The organism is Spirillospora sp. NPDC049024 (assembly GCF_040649235.1).
GTDB lineage: Bacteria > Actinomycetota > Actinomycetes > Streptosporangiales > Streptosporangiaceae > Spirillospora.
Genome location: NZ_JBEZFD010000005.1, coordinates 387,434 through 407,959, shown reverse-complemented (window position 1 = coordinate 407,959; position 20,526 = coordinate 387,434). Strand labels below are relative to the sequence as shown.

Here is a 20,526-nt window from a genome sequence, read left to right as displayed (position 1 = left end):
CCCCCGCCCGGGCCCGCACTGGAGGCGGCCACACTGGAGGCATGGAGGTGTTCTTCCGCGAGTGGGAGCGGCGCGCTCCGGGCGAGACCCGCGACATCGGGCGGGCCCGCGCCCTCGCCGGGGCGCTCAGCCTTCTCGCGCCGGGCGTTCCCGTCCTGACCGTCGTCGGCTCCAAAGGCAAGGGGACGGCGGCGACGTACGCGTCGGCCTTCCTCGGGGCCGCCGGGCTCCGTGTGTGCACCGTTACGAGTCCGGGACTGCGCAGCCATCGGGACCGCATCAGGATGGACGGTCACGCCGTCTCCCCCGAGGAGCTCGCCTTCCTGGCGGACGCCCTCGACGAGGCCGTCACGGCCCTCCCGCCCCCGTCCGGGGGCTACCTGTCGCCGTCGGGGCTCTTCACGATCGCGGGCGTCCTGCACGCGCGCCGCGCCGGGGCGGACGCGCTCGTCCTGGAGGCGGGCATGGGCGGGCGGTCGGACGAGGTCGCCCTCTTCCCGCCGGACGTCGCCGCGATCACGCCGGTCTTCCGGGAGCACGCCGGCGTCCTCGGCGACACGGAGGCGGAGATCGCCGAGGAGAAGCTCGGCGTCGCCGGGCCGCGCACGCGCGTCCTGTCGGCTCCCCAGTCGGCCGAGGTCGCGCGGGTGCTCGCCGCCGCGGAGTTCGTGGAGCCCGGCACCAGCGGAATCCCCCCGGACCTGCTCCCCGCCGGTCTCGGGCGCGCGGCGGCCGAACTCGGCGTGGCCGCCGCCCGCCGCCTCCCCGGAGTGGCCGAGCCCCCCGCGGGCGCGGTGCGGGACGTGCTGTCCACGATCGTCCTGCCAGGCCGCCTGTCCTGGCACGACGTGCCCGGATCGGCCACGCGGGTGCTCGTCGACTCCGCGATCGACCGGACCGGGATCGCCGCCGCCCTCGCCGCAGCGCGGGAGGCGTGGGGGACGATCGACCACGCCGTCGTCTGCCTCCCCGACCACAAGGACCTGGACGGCGCCATCGCCGAACTGGGCGCGCTGCCCGTCACGTTCGTGCGGCTGCCGCTGCCGCACCTCCGCTTCACCCACGCCCTGCCGCCCCACTGGGACGTCGTCGAGTCGACCGCCGTCACGCCCGAGGCGCTGGCGACGCTGGGCCACAGAGTGGTCGCCCTCGGCACGGTCTACTTCACCGGGCTCGTCCTGGACGCGCTGGACGCCGACACCGACTGCCTCTACGTCACTTCGGCTTCTCGACGTCCTTCCTGATGCGGTGCATCAGATCGGCCATCAGCGGGAACTGCGGGTTCACCGAGGGCCTGTTGGACGCGACCACGCCGAAGGAGTCGCGGGTCGCCCACGCGCAGTAGGTGTGGGTCTCGGCGAGGACGGCGAACGTGCCGCAGACCGCTTTGCCGCCCTTGCGGCCCGGGTCGGCGTCCTGCCCGGCGATGAACGTCGTGGGCTGCGTCTTCTGCAGGAAGTCCGCGGGGTCGCCGATGCGGCCCGTCCCGCCCGCGAACAGGAGGCTGACCCTGCGCACCGGCTCCTCGGTGTAGACGGCCAGGCCGCTCTTCGCGACCGGCACGCCGCCCGCCTCCAAGGCGCCCGCGACGAACGGGTACGCGGCGCTCGCCTGCGGCGCGGTGAGCGGGTCCTTGCGCAGTCCCCCGGCCGTCGGGCCCGCGTTGATCACCTTGTCGGACGCCGCGGGGCCCGCCGCCGTCTCGGCCGCCTTGCGGGCGCCGCCGGTCCGCCAGGCCAGCACGCCCGCGACCAGCACCGTCCCGGCGACCGCGGCGGCGCCCGCCACCAGCAGCAGCTTCGGTATGCGGCGGGACCCGGCGGGTGCGCCGGTCACCGGCGGCAGCGGTCCGGTGGCGTTCCGGACCACCGGATGCGCCCCCGAGCCGTCCCGCAGGACGCCGTGCGGGCCCGTGCCTCCCACGACCGGATGCGAGCCCGAGCCGTTCACCGAGCCGGGCATGGGGTGCGGGCCGGTGCCGTTCCTCGGCAGGGGCTGGGGACCGGTGCCGTTCACCAGCGCGTGCGGGCCGGTCCCGTCGCCCATGTCGACCGACCACCAGGGGCGCATGCCGCCGAAGGGCGCGGGGGCGGCCTCCTGCCCGGAAGCGTCCCCGCCGGCCTGCGCCGCGTCCAGGTCGTCGCCGGACGGGGAGTCCGGCATGCCGGACCGAGGTGGTGATTCGGCCATTGCACTCCCGATGCTTCCAATGCCGCAAAGGCCTACAGGCCCTACCGGATCGTAACGGCGGCGGGGCCGCCGCGCCGAAAGATCGTCGTGTCGGCCCCGCCGTCAGGATGCGCCCGCCGGCGCCGCGCTCAGCCCGCCGGGAGCGCGGCCAGCTGAGCCTCCAGCCTGCCGATGTCGGCCTCAGCCTGGGCGAGCCGGTCGCGGTTCTTCGCGACGACCGCCTCGGGCGCCTTGGCCATGAACGCCTCGTTGCCGAGCTTGCGCCGCGCCTGGTCGACCTCCTTGCGGGCGGCGGCCAGGTCCTTCTCCAGCCGCTTGCGCTCGGCGGCGACGTCGATCACGCCGGCGGTGTCGAGGTGCACCTTCACGTCCTCGACCGGCAGGGACGCCGTCGAGGAGAAGCCGTCCTCGGGATCGGTGAGGCGCAGCAGCGAGCGGATGCCGTCCTCGTGGCGGTGCAGGGCCGAGCCGTTCCAGTCGATCCGCGCGGCGACCCGCTGGCCGGGCTTGAGACCCTGGTCGGCGCGGAACCGCCGGACCTCGGTCACCATCCGCTGGAGCGAGGCGACGAGCTCCTCTGCGGCGCCGTCGCGCCGCCCCGGGTCGGCCGCCGGCCACGGCGCGGTGACGACCGTCTCCCCGCCGGTGAGGGACGTCCACAGCTCCTCGGTCACGAACGGGACGACCGGGTGCAGCAGCCGCAGCAGGTTGTCGAGGACCTCGCCGAGCACCCGCCGGGTCGCCTCGGCGCGCTCGTCGGCGAGCTGCACCTTGGCCAGCTCCACGTACCAGTCGCAGACCTCGTCCCACGCGAAGTGGTAGAGCGCCTCGCACGCCTTGGCGAAGTCGAACCCCTCCAGGTGCGCGTCGACCTCCTCGATCACCGCGTGCAGCCGGGACAGGATCCAGGCGTCGACCGTGGAGATCTCGGCGGGCATGTCGCCGCGGACGTGCGCGCCGTTGATGAGCGCGAACCGGGTCGCGTTCCACAGCTTGTTGCAGAAGTTGCGCGACCCCTGCGCCCACTCCTCGGCCACCGGGACGTCGCCGCCCGGGTTCGCGCCGCGCAGCAGCGTGAAGCGGGTCGCGTCGGCGCCGTAGGCGTCGATCCAGTCGAGCGGGTCGATGACGTTCCCGAACGACTTGGACATCTTCTTGCCGAACTGGTCGCGGACCATCCCGTGCAGCGCGATGGTGTCGAACGGCTGGACGCCGTCCATCGCGTACAGCCCGAACATCATCATGCGGGCGACCCAGAAGAACAGGATGTCGTACCCCGTGACCAGGACGGACGTGGGGTAGAACCGCTTCAGGTCGGGGGTCTCGTCCGGCCAGCCGAGCGTGGAGAACGGCCAGAGCGCGGAGGAGAACCACGTGTCGAGGACGTCGGTGTCCTGCGTCCAGCCGGCGGGCGGCTCCTCGTCAGGGCCCGGGCAGACGACCTCGCCGTCCGGCCCGTACCAGACCGGGATCCGATGGCCCCACCACAGCTGGCGGCTGATGCACCAGTCGTGCATGTTGTCGACCCACTCGAAGTAGCGGGACGCCATCTCCGGCGGGTGGATCTTCACGCGGCCGTCGCGGACGGCGTCGCCCGCCGCCCGCGCCAGCGACTCGACCTTCACGAACCACTGGAGCGACACGCGCGGCTCGACGACCGTGGCGCAGCGCTGGCAGTGCCCGACCGAGTGCTTGTAGGGGCGGACCTCCTTGACGATCCGGCCCTGCTCGCGCAGCGCGGCCACGACCGCCGGCCGCGCCTCGAACCGGTCGAGGCCCTCGAAGGGGCCGGGCGCGGTGACGACGCCCCGCTCGTCCATGACCGACAGGGACGGCAGCGAGTGCCGCCGCCCGATCTCGAAGTCGTTCGGGTCGTGCGCGGGGGTCACCTTCACGGCGCCGGTGCCGAACGCGGGGTCGACGTGCTCGTCGGCGACGACCGGGATGCGGCGGCCGGTCAGCGGGAGCTCGATCTCCCGCCCGACCATGTGCGCGTACCGGGCGTCCTCCGGGTGGACGGCCACGGCGGTGTCGCCGAGCATCGTCTCGGCCCGGGTGGTCGCGACGACGATCTCGTCCTCGCCCGACCCGTACCGCAGCGAGACCAGCTCGCCGTCGACCTCCTCGTGCTCGACCTCGATGTCCGACAGCGCCGTCAGGCAGCGCGGGCACCAGTTGATGATGCGCTCGGCGCGGTAGATGAGCCCGTCGTCGAACAGCCGCTTGAAGATCGTCCGGACGGCGCGGGCGCGGTCGTCGTCCATCGTGAACGCCTCGCGCGTCCAGTCGACGCTGTCGCCCAGGCGGCGCATCTGGCCGAGGATGCGGCCGCCGGACTCCGCCTTCCACCGCCAGATGCGCTCGATGAAGTCGGTGCGGCCGAGGTCGTGCCGCGACAGCCCCTCCTTGGCGAGCCCGCGCTCCACCACGATCTGCGTGGCGATGCCCGCGTGGTCCATGCCCGGGACCCACACCGTCTCGTGCCCCTGCATCCGGCGGCGCCGGACGAGGGTGTCCTGGATGGAGTGGTCGAGGGCGTGCCCCATGTGCAGCGAACCGGTCACGTTCGGCGGCGGGATCACGATGGAGAAGGCGGGCCGCTCCGGCGCGCGCTCGGGGTCGGCGGTGAACAGCCCCGCCGATACCCACCGCTCGTAGAGCCGGCCCTCTACATCGGCCGGTCGGTACTGGGTGGGAAGGTCGACGTCCGCGGCGGCGCCCTGGCCGCGCTCATTGCTGGGCTGTGTCACGGCTGACGATTCTACGGGGACGCCGGGGGTGGGACGGCCGCGACGGCGCGCGGAACCGGGGCGGAGAGCGGTTTCCCGCCGCGTTCGGGACACTGGTCACCTGACATCGGGTCGTCCCGCCGGAAAGGGTGGGCGGCGTAGTCCCGCAACGGCAGGCGGAGGGAGAGGGAAGGGATGCGAGCGGTACTGGCACGCGCCGCCGTGCTGGCCGGCGCGTTCACAGCGGGGGCCGTGGCGGCGCGCGCCGCGACCCTCCCTCACCTCCGCCGCCTGACCACCGACCTCCAGCGCTCCCGGGAGCGCATCCTCGCCAGCCGGGAGGAGGAGCGGCGGCAGCTGCGCAACGATCTGCACGACGGGCTCGGCCCGACGCTCGCGAGCCTCGCGATGTCCCTGGACGCGGCGCGCATCACGCTCGCCGGCGAGCCGGAGCGGATGGACCCGCTGCTCGCCGAGGTCCGGGACCGGCTGGCCACGGCCGTCGGGGAGATCCGGGACCTGGCGCACGGGCTGCGGCCCCCCGCGCTGGACGACCTCGGCCTCGTCGCGGCCATCGAGTCGTTCGCCGAGGGCTGCTGCGAACGGGTGGACGTCCGGTTCGACGGCGAGCCCGCCGGCCTGCCGGCCGCGGTGGAGGTCGCCGCGTACCGGATCGCGCAGGAGGCGCTGACGAACGTCCGGCTGCACGCCCCGGAGAGCGTCGCGACGGTCAGGCTGACCCGCGACACCGACCTGCACCTGATGGTCGCCGACACCGGGCCCGGCCTGGCCGACACGGCCCGCAACGGCGGGCAGCCGCGGCCGCGCCGCGGCCTGGCCGCGATGAAGGAGTGGGCCGCCGAGGTCGGCGGCAGCTGCGCGATCACGTCCCGGAACGGCGGCGGCACCGTCGTCGCCGTCCGGCTCCCGCTCGCCGCCGCGGAGACCGCCGCCGGGTACCATCGTCCATCCATCGAAAGAGACGGGCGACGATGACCGAGACCATCCGGGTGCTCATCACCGACGACCACCCGGTGTTCCGGCAGGGGCTGAAGGGCCTGCTGCAGGCGCTCGGGGTGGAGGTCGTCGGCGAGGCCGAGAACGGGCCCGACGCGGTGCGGCTGGCGGCGGAACTCCAGCCGGACGTCGTCGTCATGGACCTGCACATGCCCGGCGGCAACGGCATCGAGGCGACCCGCACCATCACCCGCACCAGCCCGCGCATCGGCGTGCTGGTGCTGACGATGTTCCGCGACGACGACTCGGTCTTCGCGGCGATGCGCGCCGGCGCCCGCGGCTACCTGCTCAAGGAGTCGGGCGCGGAGGAGATCGCCCGCGCCGTGAAGGCGGTCGCGGCGGGCGAGGCCATCTACGGCCCGGAGATCGCGCGCCGCGTGCTCACCTACTTCACCGACATGCCCGACCCGAGGCAGGCCGCGTTCCCGCAGCTCACCGAGCGGGAGCGGGAGGTCCTCGAACTGGTCGCGCAGGGCCGCAGCAACACCGAGATCGCCGGGACGCTCTTCCTCAGCCAGAAGACCGTCCGCAACCACGTCTCGAACATCTTCATGAAGCTGCACGTCGCCGACCGCGCCCAGGCCATCGTGCTGGCCCGCGAGGCCGGCCTCGGCGAGTCGCGCGGCTGACCCGCCCCGGCCCGGCGGCGCTCCACTCCCCCGGTTCAGCGGTGCCCGGCTCCGGCTGAGCGGCGCGCGAAGGCGCCGTTCTCGTCCTCGAAGACCAGGGCGGCGAAGCGTTCGCCGATGCGCCGGTGGCTCTCGGGCGCGGGGTGGACCTCGTCCGGCAGGGGCGTCTCGGCGTAGTCGGCCTCGCCGTAGAGGGCGCGTCCGTCGAGGTAGTGCAGGTGGGGATCGCTCTCGGCGCGCCGCTCGGCGATGGCCGCCAGCGCGTCCCTGATGACGGTGAGCGTCAGGCGCCCGGCCGCGACCTCCGCCGGGTCGCCCATGGCCCGGAACCGCAGGCGCGTGGCCTCGAAATCGGGGGCGAGGGGGCCCGGCGTGTCCTCCTGGATGGGGCACAGGATCGGCGAGACGAGCAGCAGCGGCGTGTCGGGATGCCCCTCGCGGACGGTGTCGAGGAAGCCGTGCACGGCGGGCACGAACGCGCGCAGGCGCATCGCGTCGGCGTTCGCCACGTTGATGCCGATCTTGACGCTGACCAGGTCGGCGGGGGTGTCGCGGATCGCCCGCGCGGTGAACGGGTCGAGCAGCGCGTTGCCGCCGAACCCCAGGTTGACCAGGTCGGCCCCGCCGCGGGCGGCGGCCACCGCGGGCCAGGTGGAGGTGGGGCTCGCGGCGGTGGAGCCGTGGCTGATCGAGCTGCCGTGGTGCAGCCACACCGGGCGGCCCCTGTCCGGGACGGGCTCGACGGGCGCGTCGGTGCGCAGCGCGATCAGCTCGGTGGTCTCGACCTGCGGCAGCCAGATCTCCACGTCCTTGGCCTCGGCGGGCAGCCCCGCGAACCGGAGGGTGCCCGGCTCGCCCGGCGTGGTGACGGCCTTCTGGGTCGCCATGTCGATGACGGCCAGGTTCCCTCCGGGCACGGTGCCCCGGCCCGCCGGGCGGCCGTCGACCACGAGGTCGTAGACGCCGTCCGGTTGCGGCGGAGTGCCGTGATAGGCCCGCTTCGTGGGCAGGACGTCCAGTTCCACGGCGGTGGCCCGGGTGCGGAAGGCCAGCCGCACGCCCGACGGCTGCTCCTCCGTCCTCGCCAGGTACTCGTCCGGGAACTGCGCGCGGGCTGCGAGGGGCAGCCGGTGCGGCAGCACCCCGCGGCCGGTGCGCTCCAGTTCGAGCGCGCCGCGCAGGATGCGCGCGTCGATGGGCGTCGTGGTCCACTCGGTCATGTCGGCCTCCCTGCCGGCGGGTGGCCCGCGCGGCGGCGGGCGTTGCGGTGGCGAGGCTACCTAATATATTTAGGCAAATACAAAATCATTTAAGGCATGGAGGTCCCATGGCGCGCGCGGGCATCACCCCCGAACGCCTCGCCCGGACGGCGGCGGAGCTGGCCGACGAGACCGGCTTCGACCGGCTGACCGTCTCGGCGGTGGCGCGCAGGCTCGGCGTCAAGGACCCGAGCCTGTACGCGCACATCGAGAACGCGCGGGAGCTGAAGGTGCGGGTCGCGCTGCTGGCGCTGGAGGAACTGGCCGACAGGGTCGCGGGCGCGGTGGCGGGACGCGCGGGCAAGGACGCCCTCGTCGCCTGCGCCGGCGCCTACCGGGCCTACGCCGCGGAGCATCCCGGGCGGTACGCCGCGGCCCGGTTCGAGCTCGACCCCGAGACCGCGGCGGCGAGCGCCGGGCCCCGGCACGCGGAGATGACGAGGGCGATCCTGCGCGGATACGACCTTCCGGAGCCCGACCAGACCGACGCCGTGCGCTTCCTCGGCAGCGTGTTCCACGGCTATGTGAGCCTGGAACTGGCGGGCGCCTTCGGCCACACCCGCCGCGACGCCGACGCGTCCTGGTCGTGGGCGCTGGACACGGTCGACTTCGCCCTCAGGAACCACCCGTCCCGCACCGCCGCGCAAGAGCCGCGCCCCTAGCCGTGTTCCAAAGTCCCGGCCCACTTCGAGACAGGCCCTGGCCGGGAAAGGCGAAGAGCAGCGGGGCCCGGTGGGCGCCCGCTGCTCTTCGGTGGTCTCAGACCGTTTCGTGCGGCGTCAGGCCGACTTCTCCCGCGGCTCGCGCTTGGGGCGGTCGCGCGGAACGAGGGTCGGGTTGACGTGCTCCAGCACCGCCTCGCGGGTGATGACGACGCGGGCGACGTCCTGGCGGCTCGGCACCTCGTACATCACCGACAGGAGCACCTCCTCCATGATCGCGCGGAGGCCGCGGGCACCGGTGCCGCGCAGGATCGCCTGGTCGGCGATGGCCTCCAGGGCGTCGTCGGTGAACTCCAGGTCGACCCCGTCGAGCTCGAAGAGGCGGTGGTACTGGCGGACCAGCGCGTTCTTCGGCTCGGTGAGGATGTTGATCAGGGCCTCGCGGTCCAGGTTGTGCACGGAGGTGATCACCGGGAGCCGGCCGATGAACTCGGGGATCATCCCGAACTTCAGCAGGTCCTCCGGCATCACGTCGCCGAGCACGGCCGACGACTCCTCGAAGTCGGACTTGGAGCGGATCTGCGCGCCGAAGCCCATGCCCTGCTTGCCGACCCGGGACTCGACGATCTTCTCCAGGCCGGCGAACGCGCCACCGCAGATGAACAGCACGTTCGTGGTGTCGATCTGGATGAACTCCTGGTGCGGGTGCTTGCGGCCGCCCTGCGGCGGGACGCTCGCGGTGGTGCCCTCCAGGATCTTCAGCAGGGCCTGCTGGACGCCCTCCCCCGACACGTCGCGGGTGATCGACGGGTTCTCGCTCTTGCGGGCGATCTTGTCGACCTCGTCGATGTAGATGATCCCGGTCTCGGCCTTCTTGACGTCGTAGTCGGCCGCCTGGATCAACTTGAGGAGGATGTTCTCCACGTCCTCCCCGACGTAGCCCGCCTCCGTCAGCGCCGTGGCGTCCGCGATCGCGAACGGGACGTTGAGCAGCTTGGCGAGCGTCTGCGCGAGCAGCGTCTTGCCGGATCCGGTGGGACCGAGGAGCAGGATGTTGGACTTGCCCAGCTCGACCAGGTCGTCACGGCCGGTGTCACCCGACTGGATCCGCTTGTAGTGGTTGTAGACGGCGACGGAGAGCGCCTTCTTCGCCGTCTCCTGCCCGATGACGTAGGAGTCGAGGAACTCGTAGATCTCCCGCGGCTTGGGCAGGTTGTCCCACTTGAGGTCGGAGGTCTCGGAGAGCTCCTCCTCGATGATCTCGTTGCAGAGATCGATGCACTCGTCGCAGATGTACACGCCCGGACCCGCGATGAGCTTCTTGACCTGCTTCTGGCTCTTCCCGCAGAACGAGCACTTGAGCAGGTCACCGCCGTCGCCGATGCGTGCCACCCAACCGTCTCCTTTTCGTGGGGCCGCCAGCCTTGGAGGATGCGGCGCAGCTGGTCTGCGTCCCGGAGGCTCACGACGTCGCAATCGACGTTACCGCCTCCAGCGGACTTGGAAAGCCCCTCGCCCGGAAGTGTGACGACCGGGCTGGGGGACTCCCTCGTCCTCGTGCCGTCTCAGGACGACACTACCTCGGCCTTCCGCTTCCTGCTGGCGAAGACGTCGTCGATGAGGCCGTAGTCCTTGGCCTCGGCCGCCGTGAGGATCTTGTCTCGCTCGATGTCGCGGCGGACCTCGTCGATGCCCTTGCCGCTGTGCTCGGCCAGGATCGTCTCGAGCAGGTCGCGGATCCGCATGATCTCGCGCGCCTGGATCTCGATGTCGCTGGACTGGCCGTAGGTGCCCTCGGTCGCGGGCTGGTGGATCAGGATCCGCGAGTTGGGCAGCGCCGCCCGCTTGCCCGGCGTCCCGGCCGCGAGCAGGACCGCCGCGGCGGACGCGGCCTGGCCGATGCACACGGTCTGGATGTCGGGCTTGACGAACTGCATCGTGTCGTAGATCGCCGTCATGGCGGTGAACGAACCGCCGGGCGAGTTGATGTAGATGCTGATGTCGCGGTCGGGGTCGATCGACTCCAGCGTGATCAGCTGGGCCATCACGTCGTTGGCGGACGCGTCGTCGATCTGCACGCCGAGGAAGATGATCCGCTCTTCGAAGAGCTTGTTGTACGGGTTCATCTCCTTGACCCCGTACGTGGTGCGCTCGACGAACGACGGAATGATGTAGCGGTCGTCGACCGGCCGCGGGGCCCCGCCGGCGTACGCGCCGGGCCGGACCATATCGCTGAAGCCGGGTCGGATGAGGTCGCTCACTGTGTGCCTCCGAATCGTTGTGAGGTCGTCAGGAGACGGGGCCCTCGGAGGGCACCTGGTTGGCGCTGAGCACCACGTGGTCGACGAACCCGTAGTCCTTGGCCTCGTCGGCGGTGAACCAGCGGTCCCGGTCGGAGTCGCGCTCGATCTGGTCGAGTTCCTGGCCGGTGTGTTCGGCGATCTTCTCGGCGAGCGTCTTCTTCACGTACAGCATCTGCTCGGCCTGGATCTTGATGTCGGAGGCGGTGCCGCCGATGCCGCCGGACGGCTGGTGCATCATGATCCGCGCGTGCGGCAGGGCGTACCGCTTGCCCCGGGCGCCCGCGCACAGCAGGAACTGGCCCATCGACGCGGCCAGGCCCATGCCGACCGTGACGACGTCGTTCGGGACGTACTGCATGATGTCGTAGATCGCCATGCCGGCGGTGACGGAGCCACCTGGCGAGTTGATGTAGAGCGTGATGTCGCGGCGGCCGTCCTCGGCCGACAGCAGCAGGAGCTCGGCGCAGATGCGGTTGGCGATGTCGTCGTCGACCTGCTGGCCGAGGAAGACGATGCGCTCGCGCAGCAGCCGCTGGAAAAGCTGGTCGCCCAGAGGCAGCAGGGGCGCCTCGGCGACCCGCGCCTGGATCCGCGACGACTCTTCGAAAGTCGGAGGCATGCTCACCGGGTGTTCCTCCGGTCCTTTTAATCGGTTCGGATGATTGGACATTAACGCGCTCACGGGCCCACTCACGCCCGGGGGCCCGGCTTTTCGCCAGGGGCGTACCCGGGGCTGCCCGGGCGACTCGCACGTTGGGGAGGATCCTCACCGCCGGCGGGCCGGCCGGGCCCGCTCACGCGCGCGCCCCGCACCCGTCGTACGGATGCGGGGCGCGCCCGGTGCGTCGAAGGCGTCCAGAAGGCTCTAGGCGTCCTTGCTCTTCGCGTCCTGCTCGTCGGCCGCCTCGGCGGCGGGGGTCTCCTCAGCGGCGGCCTCAGCCGTCTCCTCGGGGGTCTCGTCCTGCGCACCGGCCTCGGGCTCGGCAGCGGCCTCGGCCTCGGCGGCGTCCTCCGCCTGGACGGTCTCGCCGTTCAGCTCCCGCTGGACGGCGTCGACGTCGATCTCGTTGCCGGACTCGTCCTTGACCGTGACGTGCTCGACGACGAGGTTCAGCGCCTTGCTGCGCAGCACCTCGGAGACGATCGCCGGAAGCTGGTTGTTCTGCGTCAGGTACTCGGCGAGCTGCTGCGGCTGCACGCCCATCTGCATCGCCTGCGAGACGACGTACTCGCTGAGCTCCTCGTTCTCGACGCCGAGCTCCTCCTGGACGGCGAGCTGGTCGAGCACGAAGCCGCCCTTGACCGCGAGCCGGGCCGCGTCGGCGACCTCGGCGTCGAACTCCTCGGCGGTCTTCTCCTCTTCCTCGAGGTAGTCGTCCTTGGACATCCCCGCCATCTGGAGCTGCTGCTCCAGCTGCTGGTTGCGGCGGCTGATCTCCTCTTCCACGACCTTCTCGGGAAGCGGGATGTCGACCTTCTCCAGGAGCGCCTCGAGGGCCTTGTCGCGCGCCTCGGACAGCTGCTGCAGCTTCACCTGCCGGCCGAGCCGGACGCGGACGTCCTCGCGCAGCTCCTCGATCGTGTCGAACTCGCTGGCGAGCTGGGCGAACTCGTCGTCCAGGTCGGGCAGGTTCTTCACCTTGACGCTCTGCACCGTGACGGTGATCTCGGCCTCCTCGCCGGCGTGCTCGCCGCCGACCAGGGTGCCGGTGAAGGTCTTGTCCTCGCCCGCGGCCAGACCGGTGATCGCCTCGTCCAGGCCCTCGATGGCGGAGTTGCTGCCGACCTCGTAGGAGTAGCCGGTGGTGGAGGCGTCCTCGATCTCCTCGCCGTCGATCCGCGCGACGAGGTCGATGGTGGCGAAGTCGCCCTCCTCGGCCGCGCGCTCGGCGCCGGTGAGGGAGGCGAAGCGCTCGCGGAGGTTGCCGATGGTCTCCTCGACCTGCTCGTCGGTGACCTCGGCGTCCTCGACGACGACCTCGAGGCCGTCGTAGTCGGGCACCTCGAACTTCGGCCGGATGTCGACCTCGGCGGTGAACGCGAACTGGGTGCCGTCCTCCAGCTCGGTCACCTCGACGTCGGGCTGCCCGAGCACGAAGATCTCGGACTCCTCGACGGCGCGGCCGTACAGCTCGGGAAGCGCGTCGTTGACCGCCTCCTGGAGGACCGCGCCCCGGCCGACGTACTTGTCGATCAGCGGGGCGGGAACCTTGCCGGGCCGGAAGCCCTTGATCCGCACCTGCTGCGAGATCTCCTTGTACGCCTTGTCGAGGTTCGGCTTGAGCTCGTCGAACGGAACCTCGACGGTGAGCTTGACCCGCGTGGGGGTCAGCTCCTCGACATCGGTCTTCACTGGGGTCGGTCTCCTTGATCGGGCGCTGTCTCGGCCGCGGCGTTCGACGCGTACTCTTCTCTCTTTGCCTGCGAGCCCTCGGCCTCCGCGCGGCGGCTGCACCGCGGTGCTCGGCCGGTCAGTCTCTCAGCGGCGCGGCCACGCCGAGATACGGCTCCGCGCCTTCGCGCGGCCAAGTCTATGGGGTAGCGGCGCCGTCTGCGGACATCGGACGTCCACAAGCCCGGCGAAACCGCGTCAACGATGCCGCACGGGCAGTGACATAGGGCACCGGAACCCCCATACTCGTCCGGGATGAACGGGATAGCTGCGGCCTTCAGTGCGACCGGTCTCTACTACCTCGGGTTCGCCGTGTTCAAGCTGGCGGCGGACCGGATGCCCCCTGTCCGGGGCAACCGCATCCCGCACCTGGCGTGGACGGTCCTCCGCAACTGGATCTTCCTGATCGCGCTCGGGATCGTGCTCGGCGGGCTCAGCCTGCAGATCCTCGCGCTGCGCAACCTGCCCCTGTCCACCGCGGTACCGATCTTCATGTCCGGCATCGTGCCGCTGCTGCTGATCGCGCTGGTGTTCTTCGGCGAGCGGCTGACCGCGCGCGAGTGGCTCAGCCTGGTGCTGATCGGCGCGGCGATCCTGCTGCTGACCGGGTCGCTGCGCGGGGACGAGCCGATCGGCTCCGCCGACGCGCCGCTGTGGAAGATCGCCGCGGTGGTCGCCCCCGCGGTGATCGTGCCGCTGCTGATCCTCGTCCTCGGCGACCACCGGCCGGACGGCCGGCACGCGCGCCCGGTCACCGGCATCGCCTACGGGCTGAGCTCGGGCTTCCCGGTCGGCACCGCCGAGCTGGCGATCAAGGGGTGGAGCGACGACGCGCACGCCACCAGCCTGCGGATCGCCGCGACGCCGTGGCCGTACCTGACGGTGCTGGCGGCGGCGGTCGGGTTCGGGATCATGGTCGCGGCCTTCCAGCGCTGCCGGGTGTCGATCGTGGCCACCGTGATGACGGTGAGCGCGAAGAGCTACCTGCTGACCATGGGCACCTTCCTCTACGCGGAGCCGTGGCCGCAGGACGTGGGCCGCTCCGCGATGCGGCTGGGCGCGCTGGCGCTGGGCGCGATCGCCGTCCTCCAGTTCCCCCGGCACCGGCCGATACCGGAGGGGCCGGACGACTCCGCCCGCACGGAGGCCGCCGACGAGGTGGACCCGTTCGGTAGCACGGCGGTCGGCGGGCCCGTCCTGGGCGGCCCGCGCCTCGGGCAGGCCCCCCAGGTGCCGCCGCAGCGCTCCCCTTACGCGACCGACCCGCTCGGGAGGGGCCCCTACGACCGTCCCGAGGCCCCTCATCCGGATGCGGCGTCGCAGCAGCCGCGCCGTCCCGTCCGGCCGCAGCCCCCGACCGACACGGGTTCGGACGGGCGCTGGCGCGGCTTCGGCGACGGCTGAACGGCGCCCCTGCGCGGAGCACGGGACGCCGTCCGTTACGCGTAGCCGGGCTCAGCGGCCCTTGCCGGAGCGGCCCTTGTCCTTGCCGGGCAGGCCCTTGTCCAGGCCGGCCCGCCGGAGCGCGTCGGCCATGGCGCCGCCGCCGGAGAAGTCGCCGCCGCCCTGCCCGCCGCCGCCCTGCCCGCCGCCGCGCTGCCCTCCCCGCTGGTTCCGGCCGCGCTGGTCCTGACCGCGCTGGTCCTGACCGCGCTGGTCCTGACCGCGCTGGCCCTGACCGCGCCGGTTTTGGTCGCCGCGCCCGTCCTGCCCGCCGCGGCCCGGACGCGGACCGCGGTCGCGCTGCTCGCCGCCGCCGCGGCGCCCGCCGCCCTGCTCAGCGCGGCGACCGCCGCCCTGCTGGTCGCGGCCCGGCTCGTCGTCCAGGCGCAGGGTCAGCGAGATGCGCTTGCGCTGCAGGTCGACGTCCAGGACCTTCACCCGGACGATGTCGCCGGGCTTGGCGACGTCGCGCGGGTCGGACACGAACTTGTCCGACATCGCGGAGATGTGGACGAGCCCGTCCTGGTGGACGCCGACGTCCACGAACGCCCCGAACGCCGCGACGTTGGTGACGACGCCTTCCAGGACCATGCCGGGTTCGAGGTCGCCGAGCTTGTCGACGCCCTCCTTGAACGTGGCGGTCCGGAACGCGGGGCGCGGGTCGCGGCCGGGCTTCTCCAGCTCGGCGAGGATGTCGGTGACGGTCGGCAGCCCGAAGGTGTCGTCGACGAACTCCGCCGGCCTGAGCGAGCGCAGGACGGCGGTGTTGCCGACGAGGGCCTTGATGTCGGTGCCGGCGGCGTCCAGGATCCGGCGGACGACCGGGTAGGACTCGGGGTGCACGCTGGAGGCGTCGAGCGGGTCGTCCCCACCGGGGATGCGCAGGAAGCCGGCGCACTGCTCGAACGCCTTCGGGCCGAGCCGCGGGACGCCCTTCAGCCCCGCGCGGCTGCGGAAGGGGCCGTTGGCGTCGCGGTGCGCGACGATGTTCTCCGCGAGGCCCTCCCCGATGCCGGACACGCGGGTGAGCAGCGGCGCGGACGCGGTGTTGACGTCGACGCCGACGGCGTTCACGCAGTCCTCCACGACGGCGTCGAGGGAGCGCGACAGCTTCACCTCGGAGACGTCGTGCTGGTACTGGCCGACGCCGATCGACTTGGGGTCGATCTTGACGAGTTCGGCGAGCGGGTCCTGCAGGCGGCGGGCGATGGACACGGCGCCGCGCAGCGAGACGTCCATGCCGGGAAGCTCGCGGCCCGCGTACTCCGACGCCGAGTACACCGACGCGCCCGCCTCCGACACCATGACCTTGGTGAGCCCCAGGTCGGGGTACCGGGCGATCAGGTCGGCGGCGAGCTTGTCGGTCTCGCGCGAGGCGGTGCCGTTGCCGATCGAGACCAGGTCGACCCGGTGCTCGCGGGCCAGCCGGGCGAGCGTCTCGATCGACTCGTCCCACTTGCGCCGGGGCTCGTGCGGGTAGATGGTGTCGGTCGCCACGACCTTGCCGGTCGCGTCGACGACGGCGACCTTGACGCCGGTGCGCAGGCCCGGGTCCAGGCCCATGGTGGCGCGGGTGCCGGCGGGCGCGGCGAGCAGGAGGTCGCGCAGGTTGGCCGCGAACACGCGGACCGCCTCGTCCTCGGCCTCCTGCCGCAGCCGGGTGCGCAGGTCGATGCCGAGGTGGACGAGGATCCGGGTGCGCCAGGCCCACCGGACGGCGTCCGACAGCCACTTGTCGGCGGGACGGCCCTGGTCGGTGATCTGGAACCGGCGCGCGATCTCCACCTCGTAGGAGCTGCGCGCCGCGGGGTCGTCCCCCGCCTCCTCGGGCTCCAGGTCGAGGTCGAGGACCTCTTCCTTCTCCCCGCGGAACAGCGCGAGGACGCGGTGCGAGGGCAGCTTCGCGAACGGCTCGGCGAACTCGAAGTAGTCGGAGAACTTCGCGCCCGACTCCTGCTTGCCCTCCCGGACGCGCGAGACCATGCGGCCCTGGTTCCACATGCGCTCGCGCAGCGCGCCGATGAGGTCGGCGTCCTCGGCGAAGCGCTCGACCAGGATGGCGCGGGCGCCCTCCAGCGCGGCGGCCGCGTCGGCGACGCCCTTCTCCTCGTCCACGAAGGCGGCGGCCTCGGCCTGCGGGTCGCGGGACGGGTCGCCGAGCAGCATCTCGGCGAGCGGTTCGAGTCCGGCCTCGCGGGCGATCTGCGCCTTGGTGCGGCGCTTCGGCTTGTACGGGAGGTAGATGTCCTCCAGCCGCGCCTTGGAGTCGGCCGTCATGATCTGGGCCCGCAGCTCGTCCGTGAGCTTGCCCTGCGACTCGACCGACTCCAGGATCGCGGCGCGGCGCTCGTCCAGCTCGCGCAGGTAGCGCAGCCGCTCCTCCAGCGCGCGGAGCTGGGCGTCGTCGAGCGCTCCGGTCGCCTCCTTGCGGTAGCGGGCGATGAACGGGACGGTCGCCCCGCCGTCGAGCAGGTCCACCGCGACCCGCACCTGGCCCTCGCGGACGCCGATCTCCTCGGCGATGCGCTCGGTGATGGGCCGGAGGGCGGGCCCGTGGCCCTGGCCGTCGGACGTCTGGCTGATGGTCGCTGTCACAGCTTGGATTCGCTTTCTCCCCTGGGTGTCGCCTGTGCATTGTCCAGGGAACGGGGCCTGTTGTCTTGTCGGGACCGGATGACGGTAGGCCTAACCCCACCGCCCCGGCCGTGAAGAGGGGGTCTAGCACCACCGAGCGCCGGGACGCGAACCATGACAATGGTGGAGGTCCGCAAGAACGGCGAATCCCTGGAGGAACGGGTGGGCGAGCTACTGCGCGAGTACGGGCGGCGCGCCCTCATCGACTTCCTCCGCTCCGTCGTCCAGATCGTGCTGGCGTACGCGGTGGGCCTGCCGTTGTTCATCCTGACCGTGCTGTCGGTGGCGTTCATCCCCCTGGGGTTCGGGGTCGTGCTGGCACCCGTGATGTTCCAGGCGATCCGCACGCTCACCAACCAGCAGCGCGCCTGGGCGGCCGAGTGGTCGGGGGTGGCGGTCCCCGTCCCGTACCGGCCGGAGCCCGCCGGCGCGGGCCCCTTCGGCCGGCTGAAATGGATCCTCACCGACCCGGCCTCGTGGCGGGACCTGCTGTGGACGATCCTGAACGTGCCGGTCGCGCTCGTCCTCGGCGTCCTCGCGGGGGGCATGACGATCTACGGGCTGGAGGGCGTCCTCGTAGCGTGGTGGGTGGCGCAGCTGACCGACTACGGGTGGGGCCCCTTCTGGTTGCTGGCCGACTGGGGCGTGGTCGGCGTCGTCGGGACCATCGTGCTGGGCGCGGCGCTGACCGCGCTGGCGGTCCGGCTCGGGCCGGTGCTCCTGAAGGCGCACGCGGTGTTCTGCCGGTCGCTGCTGGCGCCGACGCGGGGCGCGCTGGCCGAGCGCGTCCAGCGGCTCACCGAGACGCGGTCGGACGCGGTGGACGCCTCGGCGGCCGAGCTGCGCCGCATCGAGCGGGACCTGCACGACGGCGCGCAGGCCCGGCTGGTCGCGCTGAGCATGAACATCGGCCTCGCCGAGGAGATGATGAAGCACGACCCCGAGACGGCGCAGCAACTCCTGGCCGAGGCCCGCGAGGCGAGCGGAACGGCGCTGACGGAGCTGCGCGACCTGGTCCGGGGCATCCATCCGCCGGTGCTGGCCGAGCGCGGGCTCGACGGGGCGGTGCGCGCACTGGCGCTCACCCTGCCGCTGCCCGTGGACGTCCGGATCGACCTGCCCGGGCGCAGTGACGCCCCGGTGGAGTCGGCGGCGTACTTCGCGGTCGCGGAGATGCTCGCCAACACCGTCAAGCACTCGGCCGCGCGGCGCGCGTGGGTGCAGATCGAGCACACCGGGGACCGGCTGCTCATGATCGTCGGAGACGACGGCACGGGCGGCGCCGACCCGGCGGCCGGGAGCGGAATGCGCGGTATCGAGCGCAGGCTCGCGGCTTTCGATGGGACCATGGCCGTGACGAGCCCGGTCGGCGGGCCGACCGTCGTGACCATGGAGCTGCCGTGCGCGTTGTCATCGCCGAAGACCTCGCCCTCCTCCGGGACGGGCTGATCCGCCTGCTGGGCGCGTTCGGCTTCGAGGTCGTCGAGGCGGTCGACAACGGCCCGTCCCTGCTGCGGGCGCTGACCGCGCACCGCCCGGACGTGGCGGTGGTGGACGTCCGGCTCCCGCCGACGTTCACCGACGAGGGCCTGAAGGCCGCGCTGGAGGCCCGCAAGGAGATCCCGGGCCTGCCGGTGCTCGTGCTGTCCCAGCACGTGGAGCAGCTGTACGCGCGGGAACTGCTGTCCGACAGCACGGGCGGCATCGGCTACCTGCTGAAGGACCGCGTCTCGGACGTCAAGGTCTTCGTGGAGGCGGTGCGCCGGGTCGCGGACGGCGGCACCGCCCTCGACCCGGACGTGGTGGCCCAGCTGCTCACCCGGCACGCCCGCGAGGAGCCGCTGCAGCAGCTCACTCCCCGCGAGCGCGAGGTGCTCGGGCTGATGGCGGAGGGCCGCTCGAACGCCGCGATCGCCGCGAAGCTGTTCGTCACCGAGAAGGCGATCAGCAAGCACACCAACAGCATCTTCGGCAAGCTCGGACTGCCGCCGTCCGAGGACGACAACCGCCGCGTCCTCGCGGTCCTGGCCTACCTGGGCGCCTGATCACCGGGGCTTCCGGTCACCGGGCCTCCGGTCACCGGGCCTCCGGTCACCGGGCCTCCGGTCACCGGGCCTCCGGTCACTGGGCCCAGGGCGGGACGATCCGCTCGTCCCCCTGGGGCGCGATCGCGCACCGGGTCTCGTCCACCAGCGCGTCCGGGTCGTAGGCGAGGCAGCCCGCGTGGGCCGCGACGACGGCGGTGAACCCGGTGTCCCCTGTCGTGATCTGCCGGCGCACGTCGGCGGGCAGGACGACGGTGTCGCCCGGGCCCGCCTCCAGCTTGCGGCCGTCGAGGTCGACGGTGGCGTCGCCGTCGAGGAACGTCCACACCTGCTCGGTGTCCATGGCGTGCAGCGGACCGGTCTTGCCCGGCGCCATCTCCACGCGCCAGACGGCGAGCCCCTCGGTGCCGCCCTGGGTCGGCGTGGCGGCGGTGATCATCACGGCGTTCGGCGTCTCGGTCCGGCGGCTCTCGGCGTTGCGGATGAGCGTCATGGCTCTCCGTCCCCTAAGTTAGACAATGTGGTTGTCCATATAGTCAACGAGGTTGTCTTTCATGTCAAGTGACGACGGGCCGCGGGACGCGCCCGGCTTCGAGCTGCCGCTGCGGCTCTTCCTGGCGTTCCGCACGATCAGCGACGAGCTGCACGCCGAGCTGGCCCGGGAGGGGCATCCGGACCTGCGCCCGATGCACGGCTTCGTCTTCCAGGCCATCGGCCTGGACGGCACGACGGCGGTGGAGCTCGGCCGCCGGCTCGGGGTGTCCAAGCAGGCCGCGGGCAAGATGGTGAAGTCGCTGGAGCGGGCGGGCTACCTGGAGCGCGGCAGCGACCCGCGGGACGCCCGCCGAAAGATCGTCCGGCTGACCCCGCGGGCCGTGGACTCCCTCGCCCGGTCCGAGCGCGTCTTCGAGCGGATCCGGGGCGACTGGGTCCGGACGCTCGGCGCCGACCGCATGCGCGCCCTGGAGCAGGACCTCCGCCGGATGACGCCCGCGGACCTGTGGCGGCTCGACATGCCGGGATGGTTCGGCACGTCCTGATTTTTCTGCGCGGCCGGTGACCGTATGGGTCCAGGCAGTCGCTTAGACCACTCGGTCCGGCGTCGGCGGGGTGCCCTGAGGGCCTTGTCGGCACCGTTCGGCCCGGTTACGATCGGCGCAATTCTTAGGAAACTTTCCTAAGAGTACGCGGGATTCCTGTTTGCTTCGGGGGCCGAACCGAAC

Annotated in this window: 17 protein-coding genes; 8 read left to right on the top strand and 9 right to left on the bottom strand. The window is 72.3% G+C overall.

All coding sequences use genetic code 11. The features are described 5' to 3' along the window. Positions 1-41 precede the first annotated feature (41 nt). The gene (locus tag AB0C21_RS12235) at positions 42-1,244 is read left to right on the top strand and encodes a folylpolyglutamate synthase/dihydrofolate synthase family protein (RefSeq protein ID WP_500204074.1); all 1,203 of its coding nucleotides are present in this window, start codon (positions 42-44) and stop codon (positions 1,242-1,244) included. Here AB0C21_RS12235 and AB0C21_RS12230 read toward each other — a convergent pair. Together AB0C21_RS12230 and AB0C21_RS12225 are read right to left on the bottom strand one after the other, a co-directional pair. After that, positions 1,216-2,163 carry a hypothetical protein gene (locus AB0C21_RS12230; protein WP_500204073.1) on the bottom strand — a complete coding sequence of 316 codons (948 nt, stop codon included), beginning with the start codon at positions 2,161-2,163 and terminating at the stop codon, positions 1,216-1,218. The two genes, AB0C21_RS12235 and AB0C21_RS12230, sit on opposite strands and share 29 nt — an antisense overlap. 155 nt (positions 2,164-2,318) lie before the next feature. After that, positions 2,319-4,940: a valine--tRNA ligase gene (locus tag AB0C21_RS12225; protein ID WP_500204072.1), complete on the bottom strand. Its 2,622-nt coding sequence runs from the start codon at positions 4,938-4,940 to the stop codon at positions 2,319-2,321. Between the two features lie 174 nt (positions 4,941-5,114). Between AB0C21_RS12225 and AB0C21_RS12220 the strand changes: the two genes are divergently transcribed. Together AB0C21_RS12220 and AB0C21_RS12215 are read left to right on the top strand one after the other, a co-directional pair. Continuing rightward, positions 5,115-5,915 carry a sensor histidine kinase gene (locus tag AB0C21_RS12220; RefSeq protein WP_500204071.1) on the top strand — a complete coding sequence of 267 codons (801 nt, stop codon included), beginning with the start codon at positions 5,115-5,117 and terminating at the stop codon, positions 5,913-5,915. Then, on the top strand, positions 5,912-6,565 hold the full coding sequence (locus tag AB0C21_RS12215) for a response regulator transcription factor (protein WP_149261599.1): 654 nt from the start codon (positions 5,912-5,914) through the stop codon (positions 6,563-6,565). Before AB0C21_RS12220 ends, AB0C21_RS12215 begins: the two co-directional genes overlap by 4 nt. Positions 6,566-6,600: 35 nt before the next feature. On the opposite strand, the gene AB0C21_RS12210 is transcribed toward AB0C21_RS12215, so the two are convergent. Continuing rightward, the gene (locus AB0C21_RS12210) at positions 6,601-7,785 is read right to left on the bottom strand and encodes a GDSL-type esterase/lipase family protein (protein ID WP_500204070.1); all 1,185 of its coding nucleotides are present in this window, start codon (positions 7,783-7,785) and stop codon (positions 6,601-6,603) included. 107 nt (positions 7,786-7,892) lie between these two features. Here AB0C21_RS12210 and AB0C21_RS12205 point away from each other — a divergent pair, with 107 nt between their 5' ends. Continuing rightward, entirely contained in the window at positions 7,893-8,486 is a 594-nt protein-coding gene (locus AB0C21_RS12205; protein ID WP_500204069.1) for a TetR/AcrR family transcriptional regulator, read from the top strand. A 117-nt stretch (positions 8,487-8,603) separates the two neighbouring features. On the opposite strand, the gene clpX is transcribed toward AB0C21_RS12205, so the two are convergent. The 4 genes from clpX to tig form a co-directional block, all read right to left on the bottom strand. Further along, positions 8,604-9,878, bottom strand: a complete 1,275-nt coding sequence (gene clpX / locus AB0C21_RS12200) for an ATP-dependent Clp protease ATP-binding subunit ClpX (protein WP_149261596.1) — start codon at positions 9,876-9,878, stop codon at positions 8,604-8,606. 173 nt (positions 9,879-10,051) lie between these two features. Continuing rightward, positions 10,052-10,714 (bottom strand): ATP-dependent Clp protease proteolytic subunit, encoded by a 663-nt coding sequence (locus tag AB0C21_RS12195; RefSeq protein WP_353821402.1) that lies wholly within the window; start codon positions 10,712-10,714, stop codon positions 10,052-10,054. A gap of 61 nt (positions 10,715-10,775) precedes the next feature. Next, positions 10,776-11,408 carry a ClpP family protease gene (locus AB0C21_RS12190; RefSeq protein ID WP_149261679.1) on the bottom strand — a complete coding sequence of 211 codons (633 nt, stop codon included), beginning with the start codon at positions 11,406-11,408 and terminating at the stop codon, positions 10,776-10,778. A 246-nt stretch (positions 11,409-11,654) separates the two neighbouring features. After that, a complete protein-coding gene (tig, locus tag AB0C21_RS12185; protein WP_500204068.1) occupies positions 11,655-13,142 on the bottom strand; it encodes a trigger factor in 1,488 nt (495 codons plus the stop codon). A gap of 294 nt (positions 13,143-13,436) precedes the next feature. On the opposite strand from tig, the gene AB0C21_RS12180 reads away from it, so the two are divergent. After that, complete coding sequence (locus tag AB0C21_RS12180; protein WP_500204067.1) at positions 13,437-14,585, top strand: DMT family transporter; 1,149 nt, start codon at positions 13,437-13,439, stop codon at positions 14,583-14,585. A gap of 51 nt (positions 14,586-14,636) precedes the next feature. On the opposite strand, the gene AB0C21_RS12175 is transcribed toward AB0C21_RS12180, so the two are convergent. Further along, positions 14,637-17,219: a Tex family protein gene (locus AB0C21_RS12175; protein WP_500204066.1), complete on the bottom strand. Its 2,583-nt coding sequence runs from the start codon at positions 17,217-17,219 to the stop codon at positions 14,637-14,639. Between the two features lie 153 nt (positions 17,220-17,372). On the opposite strand from AB0C21_RS12175, the gene AB0C21_RS12170 reads away from it, so the two are divergent. Both AB0C21_RS12170 and AB0C21_RS12165 read left to right on the top strand, forming a co-directional pair. Next, positions 17,373-18,707, top strand: a complete 1,335-nt coding sequence (locus AB0C21_RS12170; protein ID WP_500204065.1) for a sensor histidine kinase — start codon at positions 17,373-17,375, stop codon at positions 18,705-18,707. After that, complete coding sequence (locus AB0C21_RS12165) at positions 18,659-19,303, top strand: LuxR C-terminal-related transcriptional regulator (protein ID WP_500204064.1); 645 nt, start codon at positions 18,659-18,661, stop codon at positions 19,301-19,303. Before AB0C21_RS12170 ends, AB0C21_RS12165 begins: the two co-directional genes overlap by 49 nt. 76 nt (positions 19,304-19,379) lie before the next feature. Here the strand turns inward: AB0C21_RS12165 and AB0C21_RS12160 are convergent, their stop codons facing one another. Beyond that, positions 19,380-19,796: a cupin domain-containing protein gene (locus AB0C21_RS12160; RefSeq protein WP_500204063.1), complete on the bottom strand. Its 417-nt coding sequence runs from the start codon at positions 19,794-19,796 to the stop codon at positions 19,380-19,382. Between the two features lie 61 nt (positions 19,797-19,857). Here AB0C21_RS12160 and AB0C21_RS12155 point away from each other — a divergent pair, with 61 nt between their 5' ends. Continuing rightward, entirely contained in the window at positions 19,858-20,343 is a 486-nt protein-coding gene (locus tag AB0C21_RS12155; protein ID WP_500204062.1) for a MarR family winged helix-turn-helix transcriptional regulator, read from the top strand. The last annotated feature ends 183 nt before the right edge of the window (positions 20,344-20,526 follow it).